Source organism: Salinivibrio sp. MA351, from assembly GCF_001996065.1.
Classification (GTDB): domain Bacteria; phylum Pseudomonadota; class Gammaproteobacteria; order Enterobacterales; family Vibrionaceae; genus Salinivibrio; species Salinivibrio costicola.
The window spans coordinates 150,412-172,888 of record NZ_MUFG01000005.1; the positions used below are offsets into that span (position 1 = coordinate 150,412).

Sequence of the window (22,477 nt, forward strand, 5' to 3'; positions counted from 1 at the left end):
GCTAGTTAAAAAAGGATTCTAGCACCTTAAAAACTCGGTTGCAGTTATTTTTTAACCGTATTGTCGTTTTCTTTCCATGGGTTTGTCACGTCAAGCTGACAGCCGCTTTGTTAACCTAAGATAGAATAGGCGAATACAGCGCCAATCACCACTAAACATCCTCCGATACGTCGCAACTGATTATCCGGCTGCTGACTCAGCTCGGTCACCATTTGTCGCCATTGCTTGGGGAATAACATAGGCCCCAGCCCCTCGACAATTAATACCAGCGCGAGCGCCCCCCAGAATGTCATCATGATTCCTTCTCCTTTATTGAACTCTACTGTGCGCAATCATTACCCTATAAAAAAAAAGACAAGGCACGATGCCTTGTCTTTTCTGTCGGTGATAACGATTTATTGATCGATCACATCTGGCTGCTTCATGTATTTGAAGAAGTCACTTTTCGGATCAACAATCAACATATCGCCCTTGCTGTCAAAGCTCTCGCGATAGGCCTGTAGCGAACGTACAAAACTATAGAACTCAGGCTCTTTCTTGAACGCACGGGCAAAAAGCTGCGCCACTTCAGCGTCTGCTTCACCGCGTGTGATTCGCGCCTGACGCTCTGCTTGAGAAAGAATCGTGGCTACCTCAAGTTCTGCTTGTGCGCGAATAATTTCAGCCTGCTCACGACCTTGAGCACGATGACGACGCGCCACTGCTTCACGCTCTGCACGCATACGGGCATAGATGGATTCACTGATCTCGCTTGGAAGATTGATACGCTTGATACGCAAATCAATCAGCTCAATCCCTAAATCACGTATCCCCTCACCCGCGGCACGCTCCAACACACCTTCCATGACTTGGTCGCGCTTTTCAGACACTATCTCTTTGATGGTCTTGTTACCAATTTCGGCACGCAGACCGTCAGAAATACGACGTTGCAGCAGCGACTCTGCGGTGATCTTATTACCGCCCCCTGTGGCAAGGTAGTATTGACCAAAGTCTTTAATTCGCCACTTCAGATAAGAGTCGATAATGACATCTTTTTTCTCTGCAGTAACAAAGCGATCGGCACGGTCATCCATGGTTTGAATGCGCGCGTCGAGGGTCTTCACTCGGTCAAACAACGGCAACTTAAAGTGCAAACCTGGCTGATAGATTTTCGCGATCTCGTTATCCACTTTCAGGACACGTCCAAAGCGAATCACAATACTGCGTTCACCTTCACTCACCACGAAGATCGACATCAAAAATATCACGACCGCTAAGACTATAACCGGGATCATCATCTTACGCATGCTTAGTATCTCCCTTCACGTGATGAACCAGAACGCGGCGCCGATTCAGGCTGTTTTGGCTGAGAGCTTTGCTCCAGCTCAATGCCATACTGGCTGCTCGACGTTTCTTTACGCTGGTTAGGCCCAACGGCTGCCCCTCCCATCAACTTATCCAGCGGGAGATACAAGAGGTTGCTGTTTCCGCTTTGCGAATCCACCATCACCTTACTTGTACTGCTGTACACCTGTTCCATGGTTTGGATATACAGACGATTACGTGTCACGCGTGGCGCATCAATGTACTCTGGCAACAGCTTTTCGAATTGAGAGACTTCACCTTCTGCTTCATTGACCGTACGAGCTTTGTAACCCAATGCGGCTTTTTTCAGCGTTTCGGCTCGACCCGTTGCCTTTGGCAAGACGTCATTACGATACGCTTCTGCTTCACGAATAAAGCGCGCTTCATCCTCACGTGCTGCAATGGCGTCATCAAAGGCATCTTTTACCTGCTCTGGTGGTCGTGCGTACTGGAAGTTTACGTCGACAACAATCAAGCCCATGTTGTATTTATCAATGATCTGATTCAACTCAACTTGGGTGCGCTCACGCACTGCTTGACGACCTCGAGTGATAATATCATCCATCACAGAATCACCCACGACCGCACGAAGCGCTGAATCCGTTGCTTGACGCAAGCTGTCATCAGCATTGGTGACACTGTAGAGATACTGCTGAGCATCCATCACGCGATATTGGACATCCATTTCGACGTTGACCACGTTTTCATCTTTGGTCAGCATCAAACCTGAACTGTTTAGCGAGCGGATTGATTCCATATCAACCGTTCTCACGGTATCAACAAACGTCGGTTTCCAGTTAAGGCCAGGTTGCACGACACGATCATACTGACCGAACCGAAGCACCACACCACGCTGCGCTTCGCCAATGGTATAGAAACCGGAAATACCCCATACGATAATACCGATGAGTGCGAGGACACCTAGCCCCGCCATTCCGCCACCGAAAGAAGGTCCTTTGCCTTTCCGGCCACCAAAGCCACCCAGTTTGCGGCTTAGTTTATTAAACAATTCATCAAGATCGGGTGGTCCTTGATTACGGCCACCACGATTCCCCCAGGGGTCTTTGTCGGGACCGCCATTGTTTCCTGGCTCATTCCACGCCATTCGCGCACTCCATCAAATTGATCTGACGATAATTTTTTACTCTAGCAGCCTATTCACTGACGATAAAGTCGCCAAGCTGGTTGCCTTCTCTTTTTTCTAACCGATGCCAGTCTGTTTGCGGCAGCCTAACATCGACTAATAGATGCCCATCGTCTTGGTATTCTTCACTGACAATGCATCGCATCTGGTGAAATTTACTTTGCATCCGACCCGCTAGATTTGGCGGTAGTCGTAATCGATGCCGCACCATGGTACCGGCCAAACGCTCGGTCAGCGCGTCAAAGATGAGCGCAATACCTTGCCCCGACAAGGCTGAAACCCATACGGCTTTCGGCACGCCCTCGTCGTCTCGTTCAATACGAGGCTCAGCCTGATCCAGACTATCTATTTTATTCATGATAAGTAGACGTGGCACATCATCGGCTTCAATCTCTTCGAGCACGCTGTCAACAGCCTCAATGTTGCCACTCAATCGCTCATCACTGGCGTCAACCACATGCAACAATAAGCTCGCTTCTTGCGTTTCTTGCAATGTCGCTTTAAACGCCGCCACCAAATCATGTGGCAAATGGCGAATGAAACCGACGGTATCGGCTAAAATCGCGGTGCCGACATCTTCGACTTCAATCCGACGTAAGGTCGGATCCAAAGTAGCAAACAGTTGATCGGCTGCATAAACGCCAGCTTCGGTAATCCGATTAAACAGCGTCGACTTACCCGCATTGGTATACCCCACCAGCGATACCGTTGGTACCTCGGCACGCGCTCGCGCACGTCGTCCTTGCTCGCGCTGCTTGGCCACTTTGTCTAACCGACGCAAAATCGCTTTTACCCGATCACGCAATAAGCGACGATCCGTTTCTAACTGGGTTTCCCCTGGGCCACGTAAACCGATCCCCCCTTTCTGACGTTCAAGGTGGGTCCAGCCACGCACGAGTCGGGTAGAAAGATGCCGTAACTGCGCTAATTCAACCTGCAATTTACCCTCATGCGTACGTGCACGCTGCGCGAAAATATCGAGAATGAGCCCTGTTCGGTCTAATACTCGACATTTAAATCGCTGCTCCAGATTACGCTCTTGGGCGGCAGACAAGGTATGATTGAAGATCACCACATCGGCCCCGACGTGCTGCACGGTCTCTGCAATTTCTTGGGCTTTTCCCTCGCCGACAAAATATTTCGGGTGAGGGGACTGACGGCTGCCGACAACAACTTGCAAGGCGTCGACACCCGAGGACGAAACCAGCATTTGAAACTCACTGAGATCATCCCACTCGCCATCATGGGTAAAATTAATATGAACGAGTACAGCCTGTTCACCGGCCTCGTAACGGTCAAACAAGCGAAAGACTCCTTAGCAATTGAATACTCACTCCTCAGGTTTTTCTTGCTGACGATCGCCCTGTGGACGCTCTCCAGCCCCTTGGTTATTATTGTGATGGCTCACGGCACGTGCCGGCACCACAGTAGAAATGGCATGCTTGTACACCATTTGATTCACGGTGTTTTTCAGCAAGATCACAAACTGATCAAACGATTCGATTTGCCCTTGTAACTTAATGCCATTCACAAGGTAAATGGAAACAGGAATACGCTCACGACGTAACGCATTTAGGAATGGGTCTTGTAATGATTGCCCCTTAGCCATTAGTTCTTTTCCTTATTTGTTTGTAATTGTAGTCAATGTCGCGGTTAAGCAGCGTCCTTGTCAGTGACAGTATACATCAAGTTTCCGTCCCTGCCGTCAACGCTTTTGTCACCGTTTGTAAAGACAGTGACGGCGCGTCACTGTCAAGCCACGTCACATTTTCCCAGCCTCGCAGCCAAGTTATCTGACGTTTGGCTAACTGGCGCGTCGCGCAAATCCCACGGTAAACGGCTTCATCATGGGTGCTACGTCCGGCCAAATAATCCCACATTTGGCGATATCCAACACAGCGGATCGAGGGCAGATCGGGATGCAGATCCTCTCGCTCAAACAGTGTACGTACCTCCTTTTCAAAGCCCGCTTCAACCATTTTGTCAAATCTGAGCTCAATGCGGCGATGCAACTCACCTCGTTCCTGAGGCGCTATTGCAAATTGGTGTACCTGATACGGCAAAGGTTCACCTTTTTTTTCCGTCAATGCGGTCAGGGTTTGTCCACTGATACGGTACACCTCAAGTGCCCGCATAATCCGCTGCGGATCGTTGCGATGGATCCGCGCACCAGAAACAGGATCAATATCACATAACTGTGCATGAAGCGCTTCCCAGCCATGCTGCTGCGCTTCTTTTTCTAATGCGTCACGCACACTAGGATCCGCACTGGGTAATGGCGATAACCCTTCTAATAACGCTTTAAAATACAACATGGTGCCCCCAACCAACAGAGGGATCTTGCCATTCGACACGATCTTCTTCATTTCTGTGAGGGCGTCTTCACGAAAGTCGGCTGCGGAATAAGCCTGAGCGGGATCTCGAATGTCGATGAGGCGATGCGGCGCCTGTGCTAATTCGTCAGCGGTTGGCTTGGCGGTACCAATATCCATCCCTCGATAAATTAAGGCCGAATCAACACTAATAATTTCAACCGGCATGGTATTGCGTAATGCAATGGCCAGATCCGTTTTTCCCGAGGCGGTTGGCCCCATCAAAAAAATGGCCTTAGGCAGCGGATTAGTCATGTTGTAATGCTTCTATTGCTGAGGTTAGGTCGAGGCGCGTAAACAAGCGTTGTCGCCCTTTTTCCAACGCCTCACCCTGCCAATACTGTTCAATTTCCGATACGGTCTGTACCGCTTGCGCAAGGCTGACTGGATCCGATGCAACTGTCAACTGCTTTGCCAGCCAACCCAACAGGTTCGCACGGTGATCCGGATTAGATTGGCTGGGGTCTAAGCCGCCTAAAAAGTTCAGCAGGGCTGGAACAAAGGCTTGCAGATTCTGTTGCCGCAGTGGTTGGCATACAGACATCACCATTAACTGCTGGCCTTTTACCCGAATATAAATACCAAATTGCCCCAGTAACGTTTGATAGTGGCTAATCGCATCACATTCGGATGCAGACGCAGATAAACGTTGTGGAATTAATAAAGGCTGAGTCACTAATCCCTCCGCCAAGGCTGGTTGTAACGCCCCTTGATGACGCCAGCTTTCTAACCGATGATGATCAGCTAACCATAAATCCTCACCCCACGACATCAGCACATAATGCTGGTCAATCACCGCGAGTACTTTTCCCAAACCAGGTTGGCCACTCACTATCTTAGCTGGTGCCATACACGTGCTTACGCTAACCGGTGAAGGCGACTGCTCACTCGATGTCGCCTCATCCTTCGCATCGTCAGTGTGAACGGCGGCTCGCGGCGTCATTAACCTTTGATAGGCTTGGGTCGCGTGCTTGGAAGGCGTACTCGAACGGTCAGCGCGCGAAGCTTGCCCTTTTGCTGGCCATGACGACTCGGTTGACTGCTTCCCCGGATAAGCGGGGAAGGCATTCACCGCTTGCTGGTAGGGATGGTCGGTTGCCACGGCCGATGCTCGAGGCTGATAAGACACTGTCTCTCTGACCTCGCCGGTCTCTGGATTGACCGTCTCGTCGATGGGTAACGATGATTGTTGCAGCCCGTCATAAATCGCTTGATAAATAAAGTCATGCACCAGCCGTGCTTGATGAAAGCGGACTTCATGCTTCGCCGGATGAACGTTCACGTCTACCTGATGCGGATCCACATCGATATAAAGCACATAAGCGGCATACTGATCGGGCGCCAAGCTTTGCTCATACCCTTGGCGGATAGCATGGTTGATCAATTTATCTTTCATCATGCGCTGATTCACGAAACAATGCTGCATATCGTTTTGCTGCCGCGCGCCATCAGGGGTACATATCCAACCGCGCAGCGCCATATCGTGATGGGTCAAGTCAATCCGCAGCGCATGATCAACAAATTTTTGCCCGCAGACGGCTTTTAGGCGACGTAGAGGATCTCCCCTTTCAGGGATACGCCGATATTGGCGAACCTGCGTGCCGTTGTGGCGCAGGTTAATGGTAATATCAAATCGGCTCAAAGCGATACGTCGCAGCAACTCATCAATATGGCTGAACTCGGTTTTATCGGTACGCAAGAACTTACGTCGGGCTGGCGTGTTAAAAAATAAATCCACCACTTCCACGGTACAACCCACCGGATGCGCTGCCGGTTTCACGCTAACGACCATATCGCGTCCTTCAGCAAAGGCTGACCACGCTTCTTGCTGTTCCGCGGGGCGAGAGGTAATGGTAAGGCGCGAAACGGCGCTCACACTCGCTAACGCCTCTCCCCGAAAGCCCAAGCTCATGATCGCTTCTAAATCATCCAGGCTGTGGATTTTGGAGGTCGCATGGCGACTTAATGCCAGCTGTAAATCTGTTTTGCTGATCCCAACACCATTATCACGGACACGAATGAGCTTACTGCCGCCTTTTTCAATATCGACGTCAATACGGGTTGCGCCGGCATCAATACTGTTTTCCACCAGCTCTTTAACCACCGATGCTGGCCGCTCGACCACTTCGCCCGCGGCGATTTGGTTGGCGAGTCGAGCGGGTAATATCTCAATCGCCATATCAGCTTCCTGGAATAATTAAGGTTTGTCCGACCGCCAGGGTATCTGAGCCGAGTTCATTGGCACGACGTAAGCTTTCGATCGTCACCCCATAATTACTGGCAATTTTACCGAGGTATTCACCGCGTTTCACTTTGTGCTTGATGGCCGGTGATGTCGCACCAGGGACCTTCAGTTTTTGCCCGACCCAAAGGGTATCGGACTTGAGATTGTTCGCTTGGCGAAGCGTGCTCAGTGAGACTTGATACTGCTCGGCGATTTTACCGAGAAATTCGCCTCGGCTCACGGTATGAGTCAGGGTTTGTGTGGATGCCCGCTCGGCTTTACCGGCTAACTTAGCCACATCGACATTTGGAATTGATAGCACTTGTCCCACCTGCAGCGTGCTTGAGGTTAAGCCGTTCGCCGATTTTATCGCAGCTATTGAGCTTTGATACTGTTTGGCGATAACTGAGAGGGACTGTCCCGGGCTGACTTTGTGTTTTACCCCGTTTTTGCGCGCGGCAAACAAGGTGCCGTCAGGAGGAAAGCGTTCAAAATAATTACGAATACCGTGATAAATGGCATTCGCCAAACCACGTTGATGCCCTCGTTGGAATAACAAACGCTCTTCTTGCGGATTAGAAATAAATCCGGTCTCTACCAACAAAGACGGGATATCCGGCGATTTGAGCACGGCCAAACTCGCGTGCTCAGGGCTCGATTTGTGCAGCTTGGTCACTTTACCCAGCTCTTTAAGCACCCGAGTCGCGACGTTGTAGCCTTCTTTTTGCGAGTTACTAAACTGCAAGTCCAACACCGCACGGCTTAAATATTCGTCCTCGTTATTTTGTGCGAGCAAAGAGCCACCACCTAACAAGTTGGATTGCTCTTCATGTTTTTCAATCCAGCGACCAATTTCGCTGTTCGCTCGACGGCGTGAGAGCACCCACACCGAGGCACCTCGAGGTTGTGGCTGATGAAAACCGTCGGCATGCACTGAGACGAGTAAATGGGCTTTGTGTTTGCGTGCGATTTCAGAACGCTGATTCAAATCAACAAAATAGTCACCGGTACGGGTCAAGACGGCCCGCATTCCCGGCACCGCATTGATGCGTGCAGCCGCTTGTTTAGCAATGGCAAGATTGACATCTTTTTCCTGCTTGCGACGCGGCCCAATGGCGCCGGGATCGTTACCGCCGTGCCCGGGGTCAATCGCGACGACAATGTCTTCAGTGCCAAAGGGTAAAGCCGCGACCGTCTCACGCCGCTTCTTTTCCGCTACCGAGAGTGTCGGTTTGTTCTTATCCACTTTTTGCGCGTGCGGTAAATCAACCACTAAACGGTGGCCATACTCGCCTCCCGGTGCGAGAGAAAATATCGTCGGCTTAGCGTCATTTTTTAACTCAAAAACCAGTCGATACGTGCTGGCATCAGGGGGACTGCTCTTGCGGATTTTAGTCAGAATATCGCTGCCTTTAACCTGCTTTGGCAAGCCGGTGGCGAGCTGACTTTGTTTCAAGTCGACCACAAGTCGGTCCGGACGTGTTAAAGAAAAATAACTAAAATCCGCCTTTTCAGCGAGATCAACCACCACCCGGGTTTCATTCGGTGCCGGCCACACCCGAATATTTTCGATTTTGTTGGCCCAACTTGTTGCACTCAACAAACTGGCGATCATCAAGATGCAAAGCCGCTGCCACATCATGCTAGTCTTCCCATTCTAGGCGGTCGATAATAGCCAGGCCTGCCGCGCTATTGGCATCAATAATAAGGTTGCGCTGCTCACCGTCGTAACGCAGAGTGATATCCAGATCGGCATGCGGTAACCAGCCTTCTCCCTTTTCTGGCCATTCAATTAAGCACAGCGCTTGTTGATTAAAATAATCTCGGATCCCCATAAACTCCAACTCTTCTGGATCCGCCAAACGGTAGAGATCGAAATGATACACTTGCCAAGGTGTTAGCTCATAAGGTTCAACCAAGGTATAGGTTGGACTTTTGACATTACCGGTATGCCCCATCGCCTGGATAAAACCGCGGCAAAACGTGGTCTTTCCCGCACCAAGATCGCCATGTAGATAGCAGGTTGTACTTTGCGTACAAGCACGCGCCAGTGCCGCGCCGAAAGCCACCGTGCGATCCGCATCGGTCAACTGAGTGATAAAAGTCTGGGTCATACTACTTTGGGATCTCGTCTGTTATTTATGTCATAAACGGCTCTGATTACTGAACCAGGCGCGTTTCTCTAATCCACTAACTGCTGCAAATAGGGAAACAAATCGCTGGCGAGCAATCCTCGCTCACCGGCCTGAGCGGCGTAATCACCCGCTTTACCATGAAGGTAGCAACCCAATGTTGCCGCCGAGAATAAATCAACGCCTTGCGCCAACAAACTACCGATTACCCCCGAGAGAACATCGCCCATTCCCCCAGACGCCATGCCAGGATTGCCCACATTTGCAACAGCATAATCTGTGCCATCATATACGATCGTTCCTGCCCCTTTAAGCAAAACGACACCACCATACCGTGTTTGTATCGCTTTGACGGCGGCAAAACGATCGAGTTCCACCTCTTTTACTTCACAGCCCAATAAGCGAGCGGCCTCGCCTGGGTGAGGCGTGAGAATCCAATCGTCGCGGTGTTGGGGTTGCCGCGCTAATTTATTTAATCCATCCGCATCAACAACCTTAGGCAACCGTGCCGAGAGGGCGATGGTCCAGAGTGCATCCGACCACGCACTCTGGCCAAGTCCAGGGCCGATAACAATATGGGTGGCCCAAGACAAGGCATCACCTAATGATTGGCCCGGCGCCCAGCTTTGCGTCATTAGCTCAGGCTGACGCGTGACGAGCATCAAGGTATGGTCTTTTTGCGTCACAACTTTGACGAGGCCGGCGCCAGTGCGTAACGCAGCTTGGGCACAAAGCGTCACGGCACCGGCCATACCATGGTCGCCGCCTAAACAAAGAACGCGACCAAATTGCCCTTTATGTGCACTGCGCGCTCGGGGCGGGAGGCATTGCGTTTTGATATCGTCACTGATCAGCTGCCCAGCCGTTTCCGCTTGACGTGCAAAGGCTGTTGCTACATTGAGACCAGCAAAAATAAGTTCACCGCGATGCGTGACCGCTTGCCCGGTTAATAAGCCTTGTTTTAATGCAATCAAGGTAACCGTTATATCCGCTGCGATTGCCACACCTTTTACACAGCCACTGTTGGCACATAAGCCAGACGGAATATCAACCGCCACCACTGGCACGTGGCAATGATTAATCACCCTGACCGCTTGGGCAAAATCGCCTTCAACCGCGCGCGATAAACCGGTGCCCAACATGGCATCGACAATAACATCAAACTGCGTGACGGTAGGCTGGGTCTTAATAACGCTTCCACCACAATCTTGCCACTCTTGCCAAGCGGTTGCCGCGTCGCCACTAAGTTTTTCTGGCGCGACCAATGACCATATGGTGACATTTAATCCCGCTGATTTCGCCAACCGAGCAATCACATAACCATCGCCGGCGTTGTTGCCCGCACCACAGACGATCAATAACCGTGCCGCGTTAGGGTAATACTGATTGATACTATCAAAGACGGCTTGGCCCGCTCTTAACATCAGCTGATACATAGGAATATCCAACGCACGCGCGACAGCCTGTTCGCCTTCACGAACTTGCTCTGCCCGATAGAAACTCTGTGGTAAACTTGTCGCCATCAACTGCCTCCATTGATTGTACTGCACCACTTAAGGACTCAGGATCTACCGCTATGTCGCAACCCACGCCCGATGCATCGATTAATTTCGACCAATTAGCCCAACGTATCAAGCAATGGGGACAAGCGCTAGGCTTCCAGCATGTTGGGATCACGGATGTTGATCTCAAGCAACATGAGGCGCAACTGCAACGTTGGCTCGACAATGGCTATCACGGTGAGATGGCGTGGATGGCGCGACATGGCATGATGCGTGCGCGCCCAGAGGAGTTGGTGCCTGGTACAGTACGCGTGATCAGTGTACGCATGAATTATTTACCACCAGAAGCGGGATTTGCCACCACATTGGCCAATCCACGTTTAGGTTATGTGAGTCGCTATTCTTTAGGGCGCGACTATCACAAACTCATCCGCAACCGATTGAAAAAGCTGGGGCAGCAAATCGAAGACGAGGTTGGCCCCTATGGCTATCGTCCTTTTGTCGACTCGGCACCTGTTTTAGAACGTCCGTTGGCAGAAAAAGCAGGGTTGGGATGGACAGGTAAACACTCATTGATCCTTAACGAGGAAACGGGATCCTGGTTTTTCCTCGGCGAGCTATTGGTTGATCTCCCTTTACCGACGGATACTCCCGTTGATAATCAGTGTGGCAAGTGCGTTGCTTGTATGACGAGCTGCCCAACCCAAGCGATTGTTGCGGAAGGAGTGGTCGATGCCCGGCGCTGTATTTCCTACCTCACCATTGAATATGATGGTGTGATCCCTATGGAGTTTCGCCACGCGATAGGTAACCGCATTTACGGTTGCGATGACTGCCAGCTCGTTTGTCCATTCAACCGCGAGGCTGAACTCACTTTAGAAGCCGACTTTCACTGTCGCCCTAGCCTTGATCAACAGCCGCTCAGCACACTTTTTAATTGGGATGAGGACACTTTTTTATCCTTAACGCAAGGGTCGGCTATTCGTCGTATTGGGATTAAAAAGTGGCGACGCAATCTTGCTATCGCGATGGGCAACGCGCCTTATGATCCAGAGATCGTTGCGAGCTTACGAGCTCGGCATGGAGAGGATGCACTGGTTGATGCACATATAGAGTGGGCGCTCGGTGAGCAAGAAAGCAAACGACAGCGCATTGATGTGGCCGTACTCCCCACCAGCACTCGCCGCCTGGTGCGCATCATTGAAAAAGGGTTACCGCGAGACGCTTAGCACTGTTAAATAGCAGAAAGATGACGCCATTCACATTATGTGGAAAACTATTAAGCAATGTGTGTTTATGGTGCGCTTTTTGATAGTTAAACACATAGGCAGGGCATTAAGCGAGCAAGATCACGATAGTGAATAACAATGTGGAAAAGCATTAGTTAACCTGGAAAAAAATACACTATTCCCCTTTATTTTCAGCTAAATAGAGAAAAATGGTGTTTATTTCCGGTGTACAACATCATCCTCGTGCTTGCTGACAAGATCACCGGCATGGCGGGCTTTATAGAATTCATCAACCAAGTTATCCACAAAACGAATCTTGTGGATAAAGCTGTGCATTAGTAATTAAAAGCACGCCAATACGCCGCTTCCAGAGGAAGTACGTTAGGTGTGAATTTGATGCTAGAGATGATGCTTCACAGCATTAAAGACGGCGCTATATGTAACGCCACACTTGCGGTTAACCAAGTGATTGGAGCGACACACGGGGTTCGAACCCGTGACCTCAACCTTGGCAAGGTTGCGCTCTACCAGCTGAGCTAGTGTCGCTTATACCGAATTGTTATTTGGAGCGACATACGAGGTTCGAACTCGTGACCTCAACCTTGGCAAGGTTGCGCTCTACCAGCTGAGCTAATGTCGCATTGCCGATGCGTAACATCGAATTTTAAATTGGAGCGACACACGAGGTTCGAACTCGTGACCTCAACCTTGGCAAGGTTGCGCTCTACCAGCTGAGCTAGTGTCGCTTAGATCGACCTGATCACTATCAGATCGATATTTAATTTGGAGCGACATACGAGGTTCGAACTCGTGACCTCAACCTTGGCAAGGTTGCGCTCTACCAGCTGAGCTAATGTCGCTTTCAACAGACGATTCACGTCGTTAGGGCTGCGAATTATACGAAGAAAAAACCGGGTTGCAAGTGCTGATCAGCAAAATTATGATTTTTTCTTTTGATCGCTCAAAAGAGCAACAGATCGACGAAAAGAAAATCAGATCGTCAGGATCCTTTCGCGATAGAACTGCAATTCTGCAATTGATTCCCGAATGTCGTCAAGGGCTAAATGGGTGCCTTTTTTAGAAAACGCATTCAGTATTTCGGGCTGCCAACGGCGCGTAAGCTCTTTCAGCGTACTGACGTCCACGGTGCGATAGTGAAAATAACGCTCCAGCGCTGGCATATGACGATAGAGAAAACGACGATCTTGGCCCACACTGTTACCACAAATCGGGGAGGCCCCCGCGGGTACCCATTGAGATAAAAATGCGATCGTTTTCTCAATAGCCGCTTGCTCACTGACTTGGCTTTGTTGCACACGCGCAACCAAACCAGACTGGGTATGCGTTTGCGTACACCAATCGTCCATTTTATCGAGTTCGCTTTGCGGCTGATGGATCGCTAATACCGGCCCTTCTGCCAGGATATTAAGCTGTGCATCGGTCACAATCGTTGCGATCTCAATGATCTTGTGGGTGTCCGGATCGAGCCCGGTCATTTCCAGATCGATCCAGATTAAATTGTTTTCACTGAACGCCATTGAACTTGCCTTTTTTATGGGTAAACCATGTATCATACTGTGCTTGATATGAAAGCCAACTTAACTGATAAGAGTCAACGTGGCAAAAAAGAAAAAGCTTACTAAAGGCCAATTGCGGCGGGTTCGATCGAACCAGCAACGTCGGATCAAACAGCATGATAACGACATCCAATGGGAAGATGCTGCCCTTGAATCCTCTCGTGAAGGCCGAGTGATCACGCGATTTGGGCAACATGCCGACATTGAAGATCCGCAAACAGGAAAAATACACCGGTGCAATCTTCGTCGTTCCGTCGGTAGCCTGGTAACAGGTGATCGCGTCATTTGGCGCCCAGGCAAAGAAGCACTCGAGGGATTTGCCGGCGTGGTTGAAGCGGTACATGATCGCATGTCGGTTCTAACACGGCCAGATTACTATGACGGCGTTAAACCCGTTGCCGCCAATATCGATCAAGTGGTGATCGTGGCCGCGATCTTGCCCGAGCTGTCGCTCAATATTATCGACCGTTACTTAATTGCGTGTGAAGTACTCAATATCGCCCCGCTCATTGTGGTCAATAAAGTCGACCTGCTGGATGATGACGGCCGAGAGATGGTCGAGACGCTGCTCGATATCTATCGAGATATTGGCTATCCCTTGGTGATGGTGAGCGCCGATTCTGGTGAGGGCATGTCGACACTGGTTGAACAATTGGATCAACATGTCAGTGTGTTCGTGGGGCAATCAGGCGTGGGTAAATCAAGCCTGGTCAATACCTTATTACCCGATGTGCATGCGCAAACGCATCAGGTATCAGAAAACTCAGGACTGGGGCAACACACCACGACCGCGGCACGCTTGTATCATTTCGCCCAAGGGGGCGATCTCATTGACTCGCCTGGCGTGCGCGAGTTCGGTTTATGGCACCTTGAGCCGGAACAAATCGCCCATGGGTTTGTCGAATTTCGTGAGTATTTAGGTGGGTGCAAATTCCGCGACTGCAAACATGGCGACGACCCAGGTTGCCTGCTTCGTCAGGCGGTCGAAGATGGCCATATTAGTGTCGAACGCTTTGACAGCTACCACCGCATTATTGAAAGCATGAAAGAAGCAAAAGATAACCGACAGTTCTCACGAAATAAGCAACTGTGAGCCGCTGTCACTACACGTATTGATTCGCTACACTGCGTGCCAATCCATAGCACGCATTGAGCGTAATTAACATTCAATAACTTGTCAGGACGAAACTGTGCGAGACGATTTAAAAGTCGGGCTGCAATACCTTGCGCCGAAACACGCTCTTACCCGAGTCATGGGCAAATTGGCTAGCTTAAAAGGCGGCTGGTTCACAACCTCGGTGATTAAGTGGTTTATTAAGCAGTATCACGTCGATATGGGCGAAGCAAAGGTCAGTGATCCTGGCTACTATCGTACCTTTAATGATTTTTTTGTCCGTGAACTAAAACCTGCGTTACGTCCCATCGAAGGCGATAATGATACCTTGGTTTTTCCTGCCGATGCCTGCGTCAGTCAAGCGGGACGCATCGAGCAGGGGCAATTAATCCAAGCCAAAGGCCACTACTTTTCATTAACCGAATTAATCGGCGGCGATGCAGCACTCGCCAGCCAATTTGATGAGGGAGCGTTCGCCACCTTATATCTCTCACCGCGTGATTATCACCGCGTCCATATGCCATGCGACGGGGTACTGCGCGAGATGATCTATATTCCTGGCGATCTCTTTTCAGTCAACCCGGTAACAGCAGAAAACGTTCCCAACCTGTTCGCGCGCAATGAGCGTGTTGTCTGTCTCTTTGAAACAGATTTCGGCCCCATGGCGCAAATTTTAGTGGGGGCGACCATTGTCGGTAGCATTGAAACCACGTGGGCGGGCACGGTGACACCGCCAACTGGCGGCAGCATTCGTCGTTGGCAATACCCGACCGAGGGCGAGCAAGCGATTCACTTTGTCCAAGGTGATGAGATGGGCCGATTCAAGCTGGGCTCAACCGTGATTAACCTCTTTCCAAACGGTGCCCTGCACTTCGACGACCAAGTTACCCCTGGCGCACCTACGCAAATGGGGCAGCCCTACGCGCATCGGCAGGCGTAATCGAAAAAATTGTGAGATAAGGGGCATTTATGCCCCTTTTTTGTGTCGAAATTCGGAGATTTTTCCCGTTAATCAACAGGCAAGGTCCGTATTATTGGAGGTATTCTGTTAGCAATAAAGCGCTTGCCAATCCAACTGTAAGGCATGACGCGGTCGCCCACCAATGACGAAGGAGCGTATTTGTGGTTAATGCTCGTTTTATCAAGCTACTTGTCGCACTCGGCTTCCCCTTATTATTACTGCTCATCCCCACTGATTGGTTGCCTATTGCCGATCTTACGATTATTCAGCACCGCTTATTAGCCATCTTTTTAATGGCCGCGTTATTGTGGGTGCTTGAGCCCGTTCCCGTTTTTTCTACGTCTTTGCTCATCATCACCCTGCAACTGATCATGATTTCAGACAAAGGCTTGCACTGGTTTCGTGGCATAACGCCTCATCATCCGCGTGGCGAGTTAATTCCTTACACCGATATATTAAGTGCCTTTTCATCGCCTATTATCATCCTGTTTATGGGTGGGTTTTCGTTGGCTATCGCGGCGTCTAAATATCAGCTCGACATTAACCTTGCCCGCGTGTTACTCAAACCTTTCGGCCAACACCCCAAGTTCATTATGCTGGGGCTGATGTTGATCACGGCGGTATTTTCAATGTTTATGTCCAATACCGCGACAACTGTCATGATGTTGGCCCTATTAGCGCCCATTATCAGTGTGCTACCCAAAGGCGATCCGTTAATTAAAGCGATGGTGCTTTGCATTCCGGTCGCCGCGAATACCGGAGGAATCGCTACCCCTATCGGCACACCGCCAAACGCGATCGCGCTACAGTATTTAACCGGCGAATATCAAGTCTCCTTTTTAGACTGGATGAAGATGGGGCTCCCCTTCGTGATCGTCCAACTCAGTTTTGCTTGGTGGCTGTTACAACGCCTCTTTCGCAGTCAACACACTCGAGTGGAGCTTGCGTTAGAAGGCCGTTTTTTACAAAGCTGGCAAGCCTATACCGTTTATATTACCTTTGCGCTGACCATTGTTCTGTGGCTCACCACAGGCGCTCATGGCATGAATACGTATGTCGTCGCGGTGATCCCTCTGGCTATTTTTACCCTGACAGGGATCATTGGTAAGCCAGAGCTTAAGCAAATTAACTGGGATGTGCTTTGGCTGGTCGCCGGCGGGATTGCAATGGGGATCGCACTGGATCAAACCGGTCTCGCCGCAGCCCTCGCCCATGCAGTGGATTACAGCTTGCTCACTGCCATGACCGTTTTAATTACCTTATCGGTGATTTGCTGGCTGATGGCTAATTTTATGTCCAATACAGCGACCGCAAACTTGTTAATGCCGATTGCGGCGGCGATTGCCTCTTCCATGCCAGCGTTAGCAAGCATTGGCGGCATGCAAGGCTTGCTCATTGTTGTCGCTTTTTCCGCCTCTCTCGGCATGATTTTACCGGTATCGACCCCTCCCAACTCGCTCGCTTACTCCACGGGGTTTATCAGTAGTCAAGATCTGGTCAAAGTCGGCCTTATTCTCGGGGTTAGTGGTTTGATGCTGGTTTATGGCGGGGTTGTCTTATTAACCTGACAGGCGTTTCATCGATGAGACAAAAAACCGATAAGTCGTTTCCATTTTACATAAGTGTCTATTTTTTATTGGTTAAAAATGGGATAACACGAGTGATGCAGGCGTTAGCGAGCTTGAGAGGAAAACTTTTTTTTAATTCTATCCCCTCCCAGGCTCAAGCTTTCTACAATTAAGCAGATACTCAATAAGAAAGTGTCGTCATAGTGTGGTAGTACGAGGGATCTTTAATGAAATTTACCATCAAGACCAAAATATTACTTGCGGTTGCTTTGGTCGTCGCCTTAGTCAGTGCAGTACAGGCATGGTTTTCAGTCAATCAACTTGAAGCAGAAACCGAACAAAGCGTCACCGCTCAAATGAGAGATGTGGGGCTATCAACGAGCAACTTTATCGAAGAATGGCTCGACATCCGCAGCAAAATGCTCGTCGCGAATGTGCCTTTGATTGCTAGCCAACCGAATGTTGATCGCGAATTATTACTGACCAAACGCCAGGGTGATTTTCTTACCGTCTATGCCGGCTTTGCTGATGGAACCATCGCCTATGGTGATAAAACCGAAAGCTGGCCAACCGACTATGACCCTCGTTCACGTCCTTGGTATAAGCAAGCCAATGCGGCAAACGATTTAATTATTACGCCTCCTTATGTCGATGCCAATGGCGCTGGCATGGTCATCAGCTTTGCTAAAGCATTTAATCAACAGTTCGAAGGGGTTATTGCTGCTGACTTATCTGTCGACGCCATTGTCAAAGAGGTGCTTAACGTACGCCTACCCAACGAAGGCTTCGCGTTTTTGGTTGATAGCAACAATAAGGTGGTCGCCTATCGCGATACCGCGCTGAGTGGACAAGCTTTAACGCAGGTCGACGATGAGCTCACACCAGCCTTCATCCAAAATGCACGAAACAGCCAAGCACTGGGCACCGTGACGTTCGATGGCGATGGCCGCGAAAAACTCATTGCGGTCACAAAAGTGGAAGGCGCTAACTGGAGTCTAGGGGTGGTTCAAGACAAACAACTGGCGTTTGCCTCCGTTTCCGAGCAAATAGTCTCCACGTTGGTCACGTCGGTGATTTTGTTTGTCGTTATCGCTTTTATTGCCGGCTTCCTCATTCACCGTATGCTGGCCCCGCTGACTCAGCTGACGCACGCAGTAAGTTCCTTATCGCAAGGCAATGGCGATCTTACTCAGCGTCTTGATATTGTGCGCCACGATGAAATCGGTGAGTTAGCCGGACACGTCAATGCGTTTTTAGCGCAATTGCAAGCCATGATTGGTCGAAGCGTCACCCAAAGTGTGGGATTGTCTGAACGCGCGGACCAATGTCGAAATCTTGCGCATCAGTCGACCGGTTTGGTCGGACAACAGCAAGGTGATGTCGATCAAATCGCGACCGCCATTCACCAAATGTCAGCCACTGCCAATGAAGTGGCCAGCAATGCCGAACAAACCGCTCGTTCAGCCCAAGAAGCAGAAAGTTCATGCCGAGATGGCTTAGAGGTCGTGGAAAGTAACCGTGACGCGATCACACAGTTGGCAGAACAGGTCGAACAAGCCACCAATGTGATTCGAGAGCTAGACACAAACTCGCAAAGCATTAATCAAATCATTTCCACCATCCAAGGGATTGCCGAGCAAACGAACCTACTGGCGCTTAACGCCGCGATCGAGGCTGCGCGTGCTGGTGAGCAAGGCCGAGGGTTTGCGGTGGTCGCTGACGAGGTACGTGTACTGAGTCAACGCACGCACGACTCCACCGAAGAAATCCGCAATATGATAGAAACGCTGCAGAACACGACACAACGTGCGGTGGATGGCATGACCCAAAGTAACGAAATGGCAACCTCCAGTGTCGATCGCGCCGCCTCAGCCAGTGATAAACTCAATCAAATCACACGCGCGATTGGCGATATCTCCGAAATGGCGGCACAAATTGCCAGCGCGGCTGAAGAGCAACGTGCCGTCACTGAAGATATCAATCGCAATACCCAAGCGGTGCGCGATTTATCACTGGAGCTTCATCAAAAATCGAACGAAACGGGGGAGCAAGGCGAGCAAATGGCGCAAGACGCGCAGGCGATGCACAGTGACTTGTCTAAATTTAAAGTCTAACGCATCAACGATATGAACACGGCGATGCAACCAGGCTGCCTATACCAGTAGGCAGCCTCTCTATTGGCAGAAAGATCACAAATTCTGCGTTCAACGATTCCTTATCCTCACTTATCAACGCGATTTGCCTCATTGATCTAACTTTGCTGTAAGCCTTGCGTATACACTCAAAGATATTTTTTAATGAGATGGAAATGTGTCTATGCCCAAGCCGACAATTAAGCTGAAAATCATTGTGGCTATTGCCTTTATCGTCGCGCTGGTCAGTGCGGTGCTTGCCAGCATTTCTGTGCGTCAGCTCCAAACTGAAACCACCACCAGCATTACCAAACAAATGCATGATGTCGGTGATGCCACCACCCAGTTCATTGATAGCTGGTTAAGTACGCGTGCCGATATGCTTCTGGCCAATGAGACACTGATTGCAAATAACGCCAATGTCGATCGTGAACTGCTAGTGACGAAGCGTGCGGGGCACTTTTTATCCGTTTATGCTGGATTTAGCGATGGACGCATTGCTTATGGTGATAAAAGTGAAGACTGGCCAGCGGATTACGATCCGCGCACACGGCCCTGGTACCAGAGTGCGAGTGGAGTCAATGAACTTATTATTACTGAGCCCTATCAGGATTTTGACGGTAGCCTAGTGGTCAGTTTAGCCAAGGCCTTTAATGGCCAATACCAAGGTGTGATCGCCGCCGATGTCACCGTGACTGATATCGTCGAGCAGGTGCTCAATTTGAAGCTCAGTAATGGCTTTGCCTTTTTGGTCGACGGTGAAAATCGCCTCGTCGCGTATCGTGATACGGACTTAAGTCGCCAACCGCTCACCGATCTGGATGACGAGCTGACTCGCAACTTTATGGCCAATGCCAGTGCGCAACGCCAACTCACCACCTTTGAGCTCAACGGCAAAGAAAAACTGCTTGCTGCAATAACCGTCCCCAACACCGATTGGACGCTGGGTATTGTCGAAGATAAAGCGCAAGCTTATGCCTCCGTATCAGAGCAAATTACTTTTGTGGTGATCGCCTCAGTCATTCTTTTTGTCGTGATCGCCTTTATCGCCGGGGCCCTGATTAAACAATTACTCAAGCCGTTGAGTGAATTAACCGCGGCGGTGCGGACGCTCTCTGCCGGTGAGGGTGATCTGACCCAAAGGATCAACATAGCCCGTCGCGATGAAATTGGTGAATTGGCCGAGTACGTTAACGCCTTCCTTGCACAACTTCAGCAAATGGTCGGTAAAGCGGTCAATCAAAGCATGACATTGTCGCAAAGCGCCGAGGAATGCCGAACCCATGCGTTACAATCGAGTCAATTAGTCGACAAGCAGCAAAACGATGTCGACCAAATTGCTACCGCGATCCATGAGATGTCGACCACCGCCAACGAAGTGGCCAGCCATGCCGAGGATACCGCCACATCGGCGCAACAAGCGGAGCAATCATGCCAAGAAGGGTTAAGTGTGGTAGGTGACAACCGCGACGCCATCACTCAATTGGCTCAGCAAGTCGAGCGCGCCACCAATGTGATCCGTGAACTGGATGAGAACGCGCAGAGCATTAACCAAATTATTGCGACCATACAAGGGGTGGCGGAACAAACCAACCTGTTGGCATTGAATGCGGCGATAGAAGCGGCACGCGCGGGTGAACAAGGGCGCGGCTTTGCGGTAGTCGCCGATGAAGTACGGGTATTAAGCCAACGGACACACGACTCCACCGAAGAAATTCGCAATATGATTGAGACCCTGCAACACACGACGCAACGGGCCGTGGATGATATGACCCAAAGTAATGAGATGGCGACATCAAGCGTTGATCGTGCTGAAGCTGCGAGTGAGCGTCTCAACCAAATCACCACTGCGATTGGGCGGATTTCAGAAATGGCGATTCAAATTGCCAGCGCCGCAGAAGAGCAGCGCGCGGTCACCGACGATATTAATCGCAATACCCAAGCGGTAAAAGATCTCTCCTACGAGATCCATCAACAAGCGAGCGCCACAGGCGACCAAGGTGACAGCATGGCGCAGGCGGCTCAAGACATGCATCAAGACTTATCTAAATTTAAAGTCTAAACCGGTGCCTGCCCTAAACGCCGTCTTCGGGCGGCGTTTTTATCGGTGCGGCCTTGTTAAGCGCGCGAAACAGGAAACGCGGTCACCGCATCAATATGGTCACACCCCAAAGCCAGCATGACTAAGCGGTCAACACCCAGCGCCACGCCCGCACAATCGGGTAAGCCTGCCTCTAATGCGGCGAGCAAGTGCGTATCGATAGGTTGTGGCGCTAACCCTCGTGCAATCCGCGCTTGGTTATCCGCCTCAAACCGCCGACGCTGTTCGCAAGCGTCTTGCAACTCATAAAAACCATTTGCCAGCTCAATCCCTTGGTAATACACCTCAAAGCGATGCGCAACACGTGGATCTGCTTGGCTAATTTTTGCTAACGCTGCTTGTGATTCGGGAAAGTCATAAACAAAAACAGGAGCCTGTAAGCCAATATTGGGCTCCACCATCACCGAGAAAAGCAGTTGCAACAAGGTATCTTTATCTGTCTCATCTTGGGTGATATCGGCCAATCCCTGGGTGGCCGCAAGTGCGCGCAGCTGAGGAATATCCGCGGTTAATGGACACAGCCCGGTAGTAGACTCAAACGCCTCTTGATAGCTCATCCGTGTCGCAGCCTGACACCTTAGTACAGCTTGTAACAACGCGTTCATTTCATCCATCAACTGGTGGTGATCAAAACCAGGGCGATACCATTCGAGCATGGTAAATTCCGGATTGTGGTAACGGCCAGCTTCTTCGTTACGAAACGCTTTACTGATTTGGTAAATCGGCCCGCTCCCCGCGGCCAGTAAGCGCTTCATATGAAACTCAGGGCTGGTCATTAAGTGCAACGACACGCCGTCAGCGAAACCTGGCCCAACCAAAGACGTTTTAAAGCTATGTAGGTGCACATCGGTGACCGCCGCTTGGCTAAGTGCTGGCGTATCCACTTCCCATACGCCACGGTCAGCAAAAAATTGCCGAAGGCGTGCCATGATATCGGCTCGCTTTTTTAGTTGCTCTAGCGACGCGGTTGGTTGCCATTGCGTGGTTAAGGTCATAAAAAATTCTCTGTTCGCACCATGGCGCCAGTCTATCGCCAGCAAGCAAAATAACAAGCGCCTTCCTGCTTGCTTGTTACGC

Annotated in this window: 18 protein-coding genes and 4 tRNA genes; 6 read left to right on the plus strand and 16 right to left on the minus strand. The window is 50.4% G+C overall.

Annotated elements, in window-relative coordinates; genetic code table 11:
• Window positions 1–110 precede the first annotated feature (110 nt).
• The 10 genes from BZG78_RS05000 to BZG78_RS05045 form a co-directional block, all read right to left on the minus strand.
• Window positions 111–299 carry a DUF2065 domain-containing protein gene (locus BZG78_RS05000; RefSeq protein ID WP_028569675.1) on the minus strand — a complete coding sequence of 63 codons (189 nt, stop codon included), beginning with the start codon at window positions 297–299 and terminating at the stop codon, window positions 111–113.
• Between the two features lie 96 nt (window positions 300–395).
• A complete protein-coding gene (gene hflC, locus BZG78_RS05005; RefSeq protein ID WP_021023482.1) occupies window positions 396–1,286 on the minus strand; it encodes a protease modulator HflC in 891 nt (296 codons plus the stop codon).
• A 2-nt stretch (window positions 1,287–1,288) separates the two neighbouring features.
• Window positions 1,289–2,449: an FtsH protease activity modulator HflK gene (gene hflK / locus BZG78_RS05010; RefSeq protein WP_021023481.1), complete on the minus strand. Its 1,161-nt coding sequence runs from the start codon at window positions 2,447–2,449 to the stop codon at window positions 1,289–1,291.
• A 49-nt stretch (window positions 2,450–2,498) separates the two neighbouring features.
• Window positions 2,499–3,791 (minus strand): ribosome rescue GTPase HflX, encoded by a 1,293-nt coding sequence (gene hflX, locus BZG78_RS05015; protein ID WP_077460015.1) that lies wholly within the window; start codon window positions 3,789–3,791, stop codon window positions 2,499–2,501.
• A 27-nt stretch (window positions 3,792–3,818) separates the two neighbouring features.
• On the minus strand, window positions 3,819–4,097 hold the full coding sequence (gene hfq, locus BZG78_RS05020) for an RNA chaperone Hfq (RefSeq protein WP_021023479.1): 279 nt from the start codon (window positions 4,095–4,097) through the stop codon (window positions 3,819–3,821).
• Window positions 4,098–4,173: 76 nt separating this feature from the next.
• Window positions 4,174–5,115: a tRNA (adenosine(37)-N6)-dimethylallyltransferase MiaA gene (miaA, locus tag BZG78_RS05025; RefSeq protein WP_077460016.1), complete on the minus strand. Its 942-nt coding sequence runs from the start codon at window positions 5,113–5,115 to the stop codon at window positions 4,174–4,176.
• A complete protein-coding gene (gene mutL / locus BZG78_RS05030) occupies window positions 5,108–7,039 on the minus strand; it encodes a DNA mismatch repair endonuclease MutL (protein ID WP_077660555.1) in 1,932 nt (643 codons plus the stop codon). Before mutL ends, miaA begins: the two co-directional genes overlap by 8 nt.
• Window position 7,040: 1 nt before the next feature.
• Window positions 7,041–8,726: an N-acetylmuramoyl-L-alanine amidase gene (locus BZG78_RS05035; protein ID WP_077660556.1), complete on the minus strand. Its 1,686-nt coding sequence runs from the start codon at window positions 8,724–8,726 to the stop codon at window positions 7,041–7,043.
• Window position 8,727: 1 nt separating this feature from the next.
• Window positions 8,728–9,198 carry a tRNA (adenosine(37)-N6)-threonylcarbamoyltransferase complex ATPase subunit type 1 TsaE gene (gene tsaE / locus BZG78_RS05040; protein ID WP_021023475.1) on the minus strand — a complete coding sequence of 157 codons (471 nt, stop codon included), beginning with the start codon at window positions 9,196–9,198 and terminating at the stop codon, window positions 8,728–8,730.
• A gap of 68 nt (window positions 9,199–9,266) precedes the next feature.
• The gene (locus tag BZG78_RS05045; RefSeq protein ID WP_077660557.1) at window positions 9,267–10,739 is read right to left on the minus strand and encodes a bifunctional ADP-dependent NAD(P)H-hydrate dehydratase/NAD(P)H-hydrate epimerase; all 1,473 of its coding nucleotides are present in this window, start codon (window positions 10,737–10,739) and stop codon (window positions 9,267–9,269) included.
• A gap of 80 nt (window positions 10,740–10,819) precedes the next feature.
• Here BZG78_RS05045 and queG point away from each other — a divergent pair, with 80 nt between their 5' ends.
• Complete coding sequence (gene queG / locus BZG78_RS05050) at window positions 10,820–11,947, plus strand: tRNA epoxyqueuosine(34) reductase QueG (RefSeq protein WP_158011783.1); 1,128 nt, start codon at window positions 10,820–10,822, stop codon at window positions 11,945–11,947.
• A 470-nt stretch (window positions 11,948–12,417) separates the two neighbouring features.
• Here queG and BZG78_RS05055 read toward each other — a convergent pair.
• The 5 genes from BZG78_RS05055 to orn all read right to left on the minus strand — a co-directional run bounded on the left by BZG78_RS05055 (window position 12,418) and on the right by orn (window position 13,485).
• Window positions 12,418–12,493: transfer RNA gene (locus BZG78_RS05055), tRNA-Gly, on the minus strand.
• Between the two features lie 18 nt (window positions 12,494–12,511).
• A tRNA-Gly gene (locus BZG78_RS05060) sits at window positions 12,512–12,587 on the minus strand.
• Window positions 12,588–12,617: 30 nt separating this feature from the next.
• Window positions 12,618–12,693: transfer RNA gene (locus BZG78_RS05065), tRNA-Gly, on the minus strand.
• A 38-nt stretch (window positions 12,694–12,731) separates the two neighbouring features.
• A tRNA-Gly gene (locus tag BZG78_RS05070) sits at window positions 12,732–12,807 on the minus strand.
• A 132-nt stretch (window positions 12,808–12,939) separates the two neighbouring features.
• Window positions 12,940–13,485 carry an oligoribonuclease gene (gene orn / locus BZG78_RS05075; protein WP_077660559.1) on the minus strand — a complete coding sequence of 182 codons (546 nt, stop codon included), beginning with the start codon at window positions 13,483–13,485 and terminating at the stop codon, window positions 12,940–12,942.
• 79 nt (window positions 13,486–13,564) lie between these two features.
• Between orn and rsgA the strand changes: the two genes are divergently transcribed.
• The 5 genes from rsgA to BZG78_RS05100 all read left to right on the plus strand — a co-directional run bounded on the left by rsgA (window position 13,565) and on the right by BZG78_RS05100 (window position 21,361).
• Window positions 13,565–14,617 carry a small ribosomal subunit biogenesis GTPase RsgA gene (gene rsgA, locus BZG78_RS05080; protein ID WP_021023472.1) on the plus strand — a complete coding sequence of 351 codons (1,053 nt, stop codon included), beginning with the start codon at window positions 13,565–13,567 and terminating at the stop codon, window positions 14,615–14,617.
• Between the two features lie 97 nt (window positions 14,618–14,714).
• Window positions 14,715–15,578, plus strand: coding sequence for an archaetidylserine decarboxylase (asd, locus tag BZG78_RS05085; protein ID WP_077660560.1), 864 nt, complete (start codon window positions 14,715–14,717; stop codon window positions 15,576–15,578).
• Between the two features lie 182 nt (window positions 15,579–15,760).
• Window positions 15,761–17,167 carry a DASS family sodium-coupled anion symporter gene (locus BZG78_RS05090; protein WP_077660561.1) on the plus strand — a complete coding sequence of 469 codons (1,407 nt, stop codon included), beginning with the start codon at window positions 15,761–15,763 and terminating at the stop codon, window positions 17,165–17,167.
• Window positions 17,168–17,394: 227 nt separating this feature from the next.
• Complete coding sequence (locus BZG78_RS05095) at window positions 17,395–19,281, plus strand: methyl-accepting chemotaxis protein (RefSeq protein ID WP_077660562.1); 1,887 nt, start codon at window positions 17,395–17,397, stop codon at window positions 19,279–19,281.
• Window positions 19,282–19,483: 202 nt separating this feature from the next.
• Complete coding sequence (locus BZG78_RS05100) at window positions 19,484–21,361, plus strand: methyl-accepting chemotaxis protein (RefSeq protein ID WP_077660563.1); 1,878 nt, start codon at window positions 19,484–19,486, stop codon at window positions 21,359–21,361.
• 56 nt (window positions 21,362–21,417) lie between these two features.
• Here BZG78_RS05100 and epmA read toward each other — a convergent pair whose 3' ends face one another.
• Entirely contained in the window at window positions 21,418–22,395 is a 978-nt protein-coding gene (gene epmA, locus BZG78_RS05105; RefSeq protein WP_077660567.1) for an elongation factor P--(R)-beta-lysine ligase, read from the minus strand.
• Window positions 22,396–22,477: the final 82 nt, after the last annotated feature.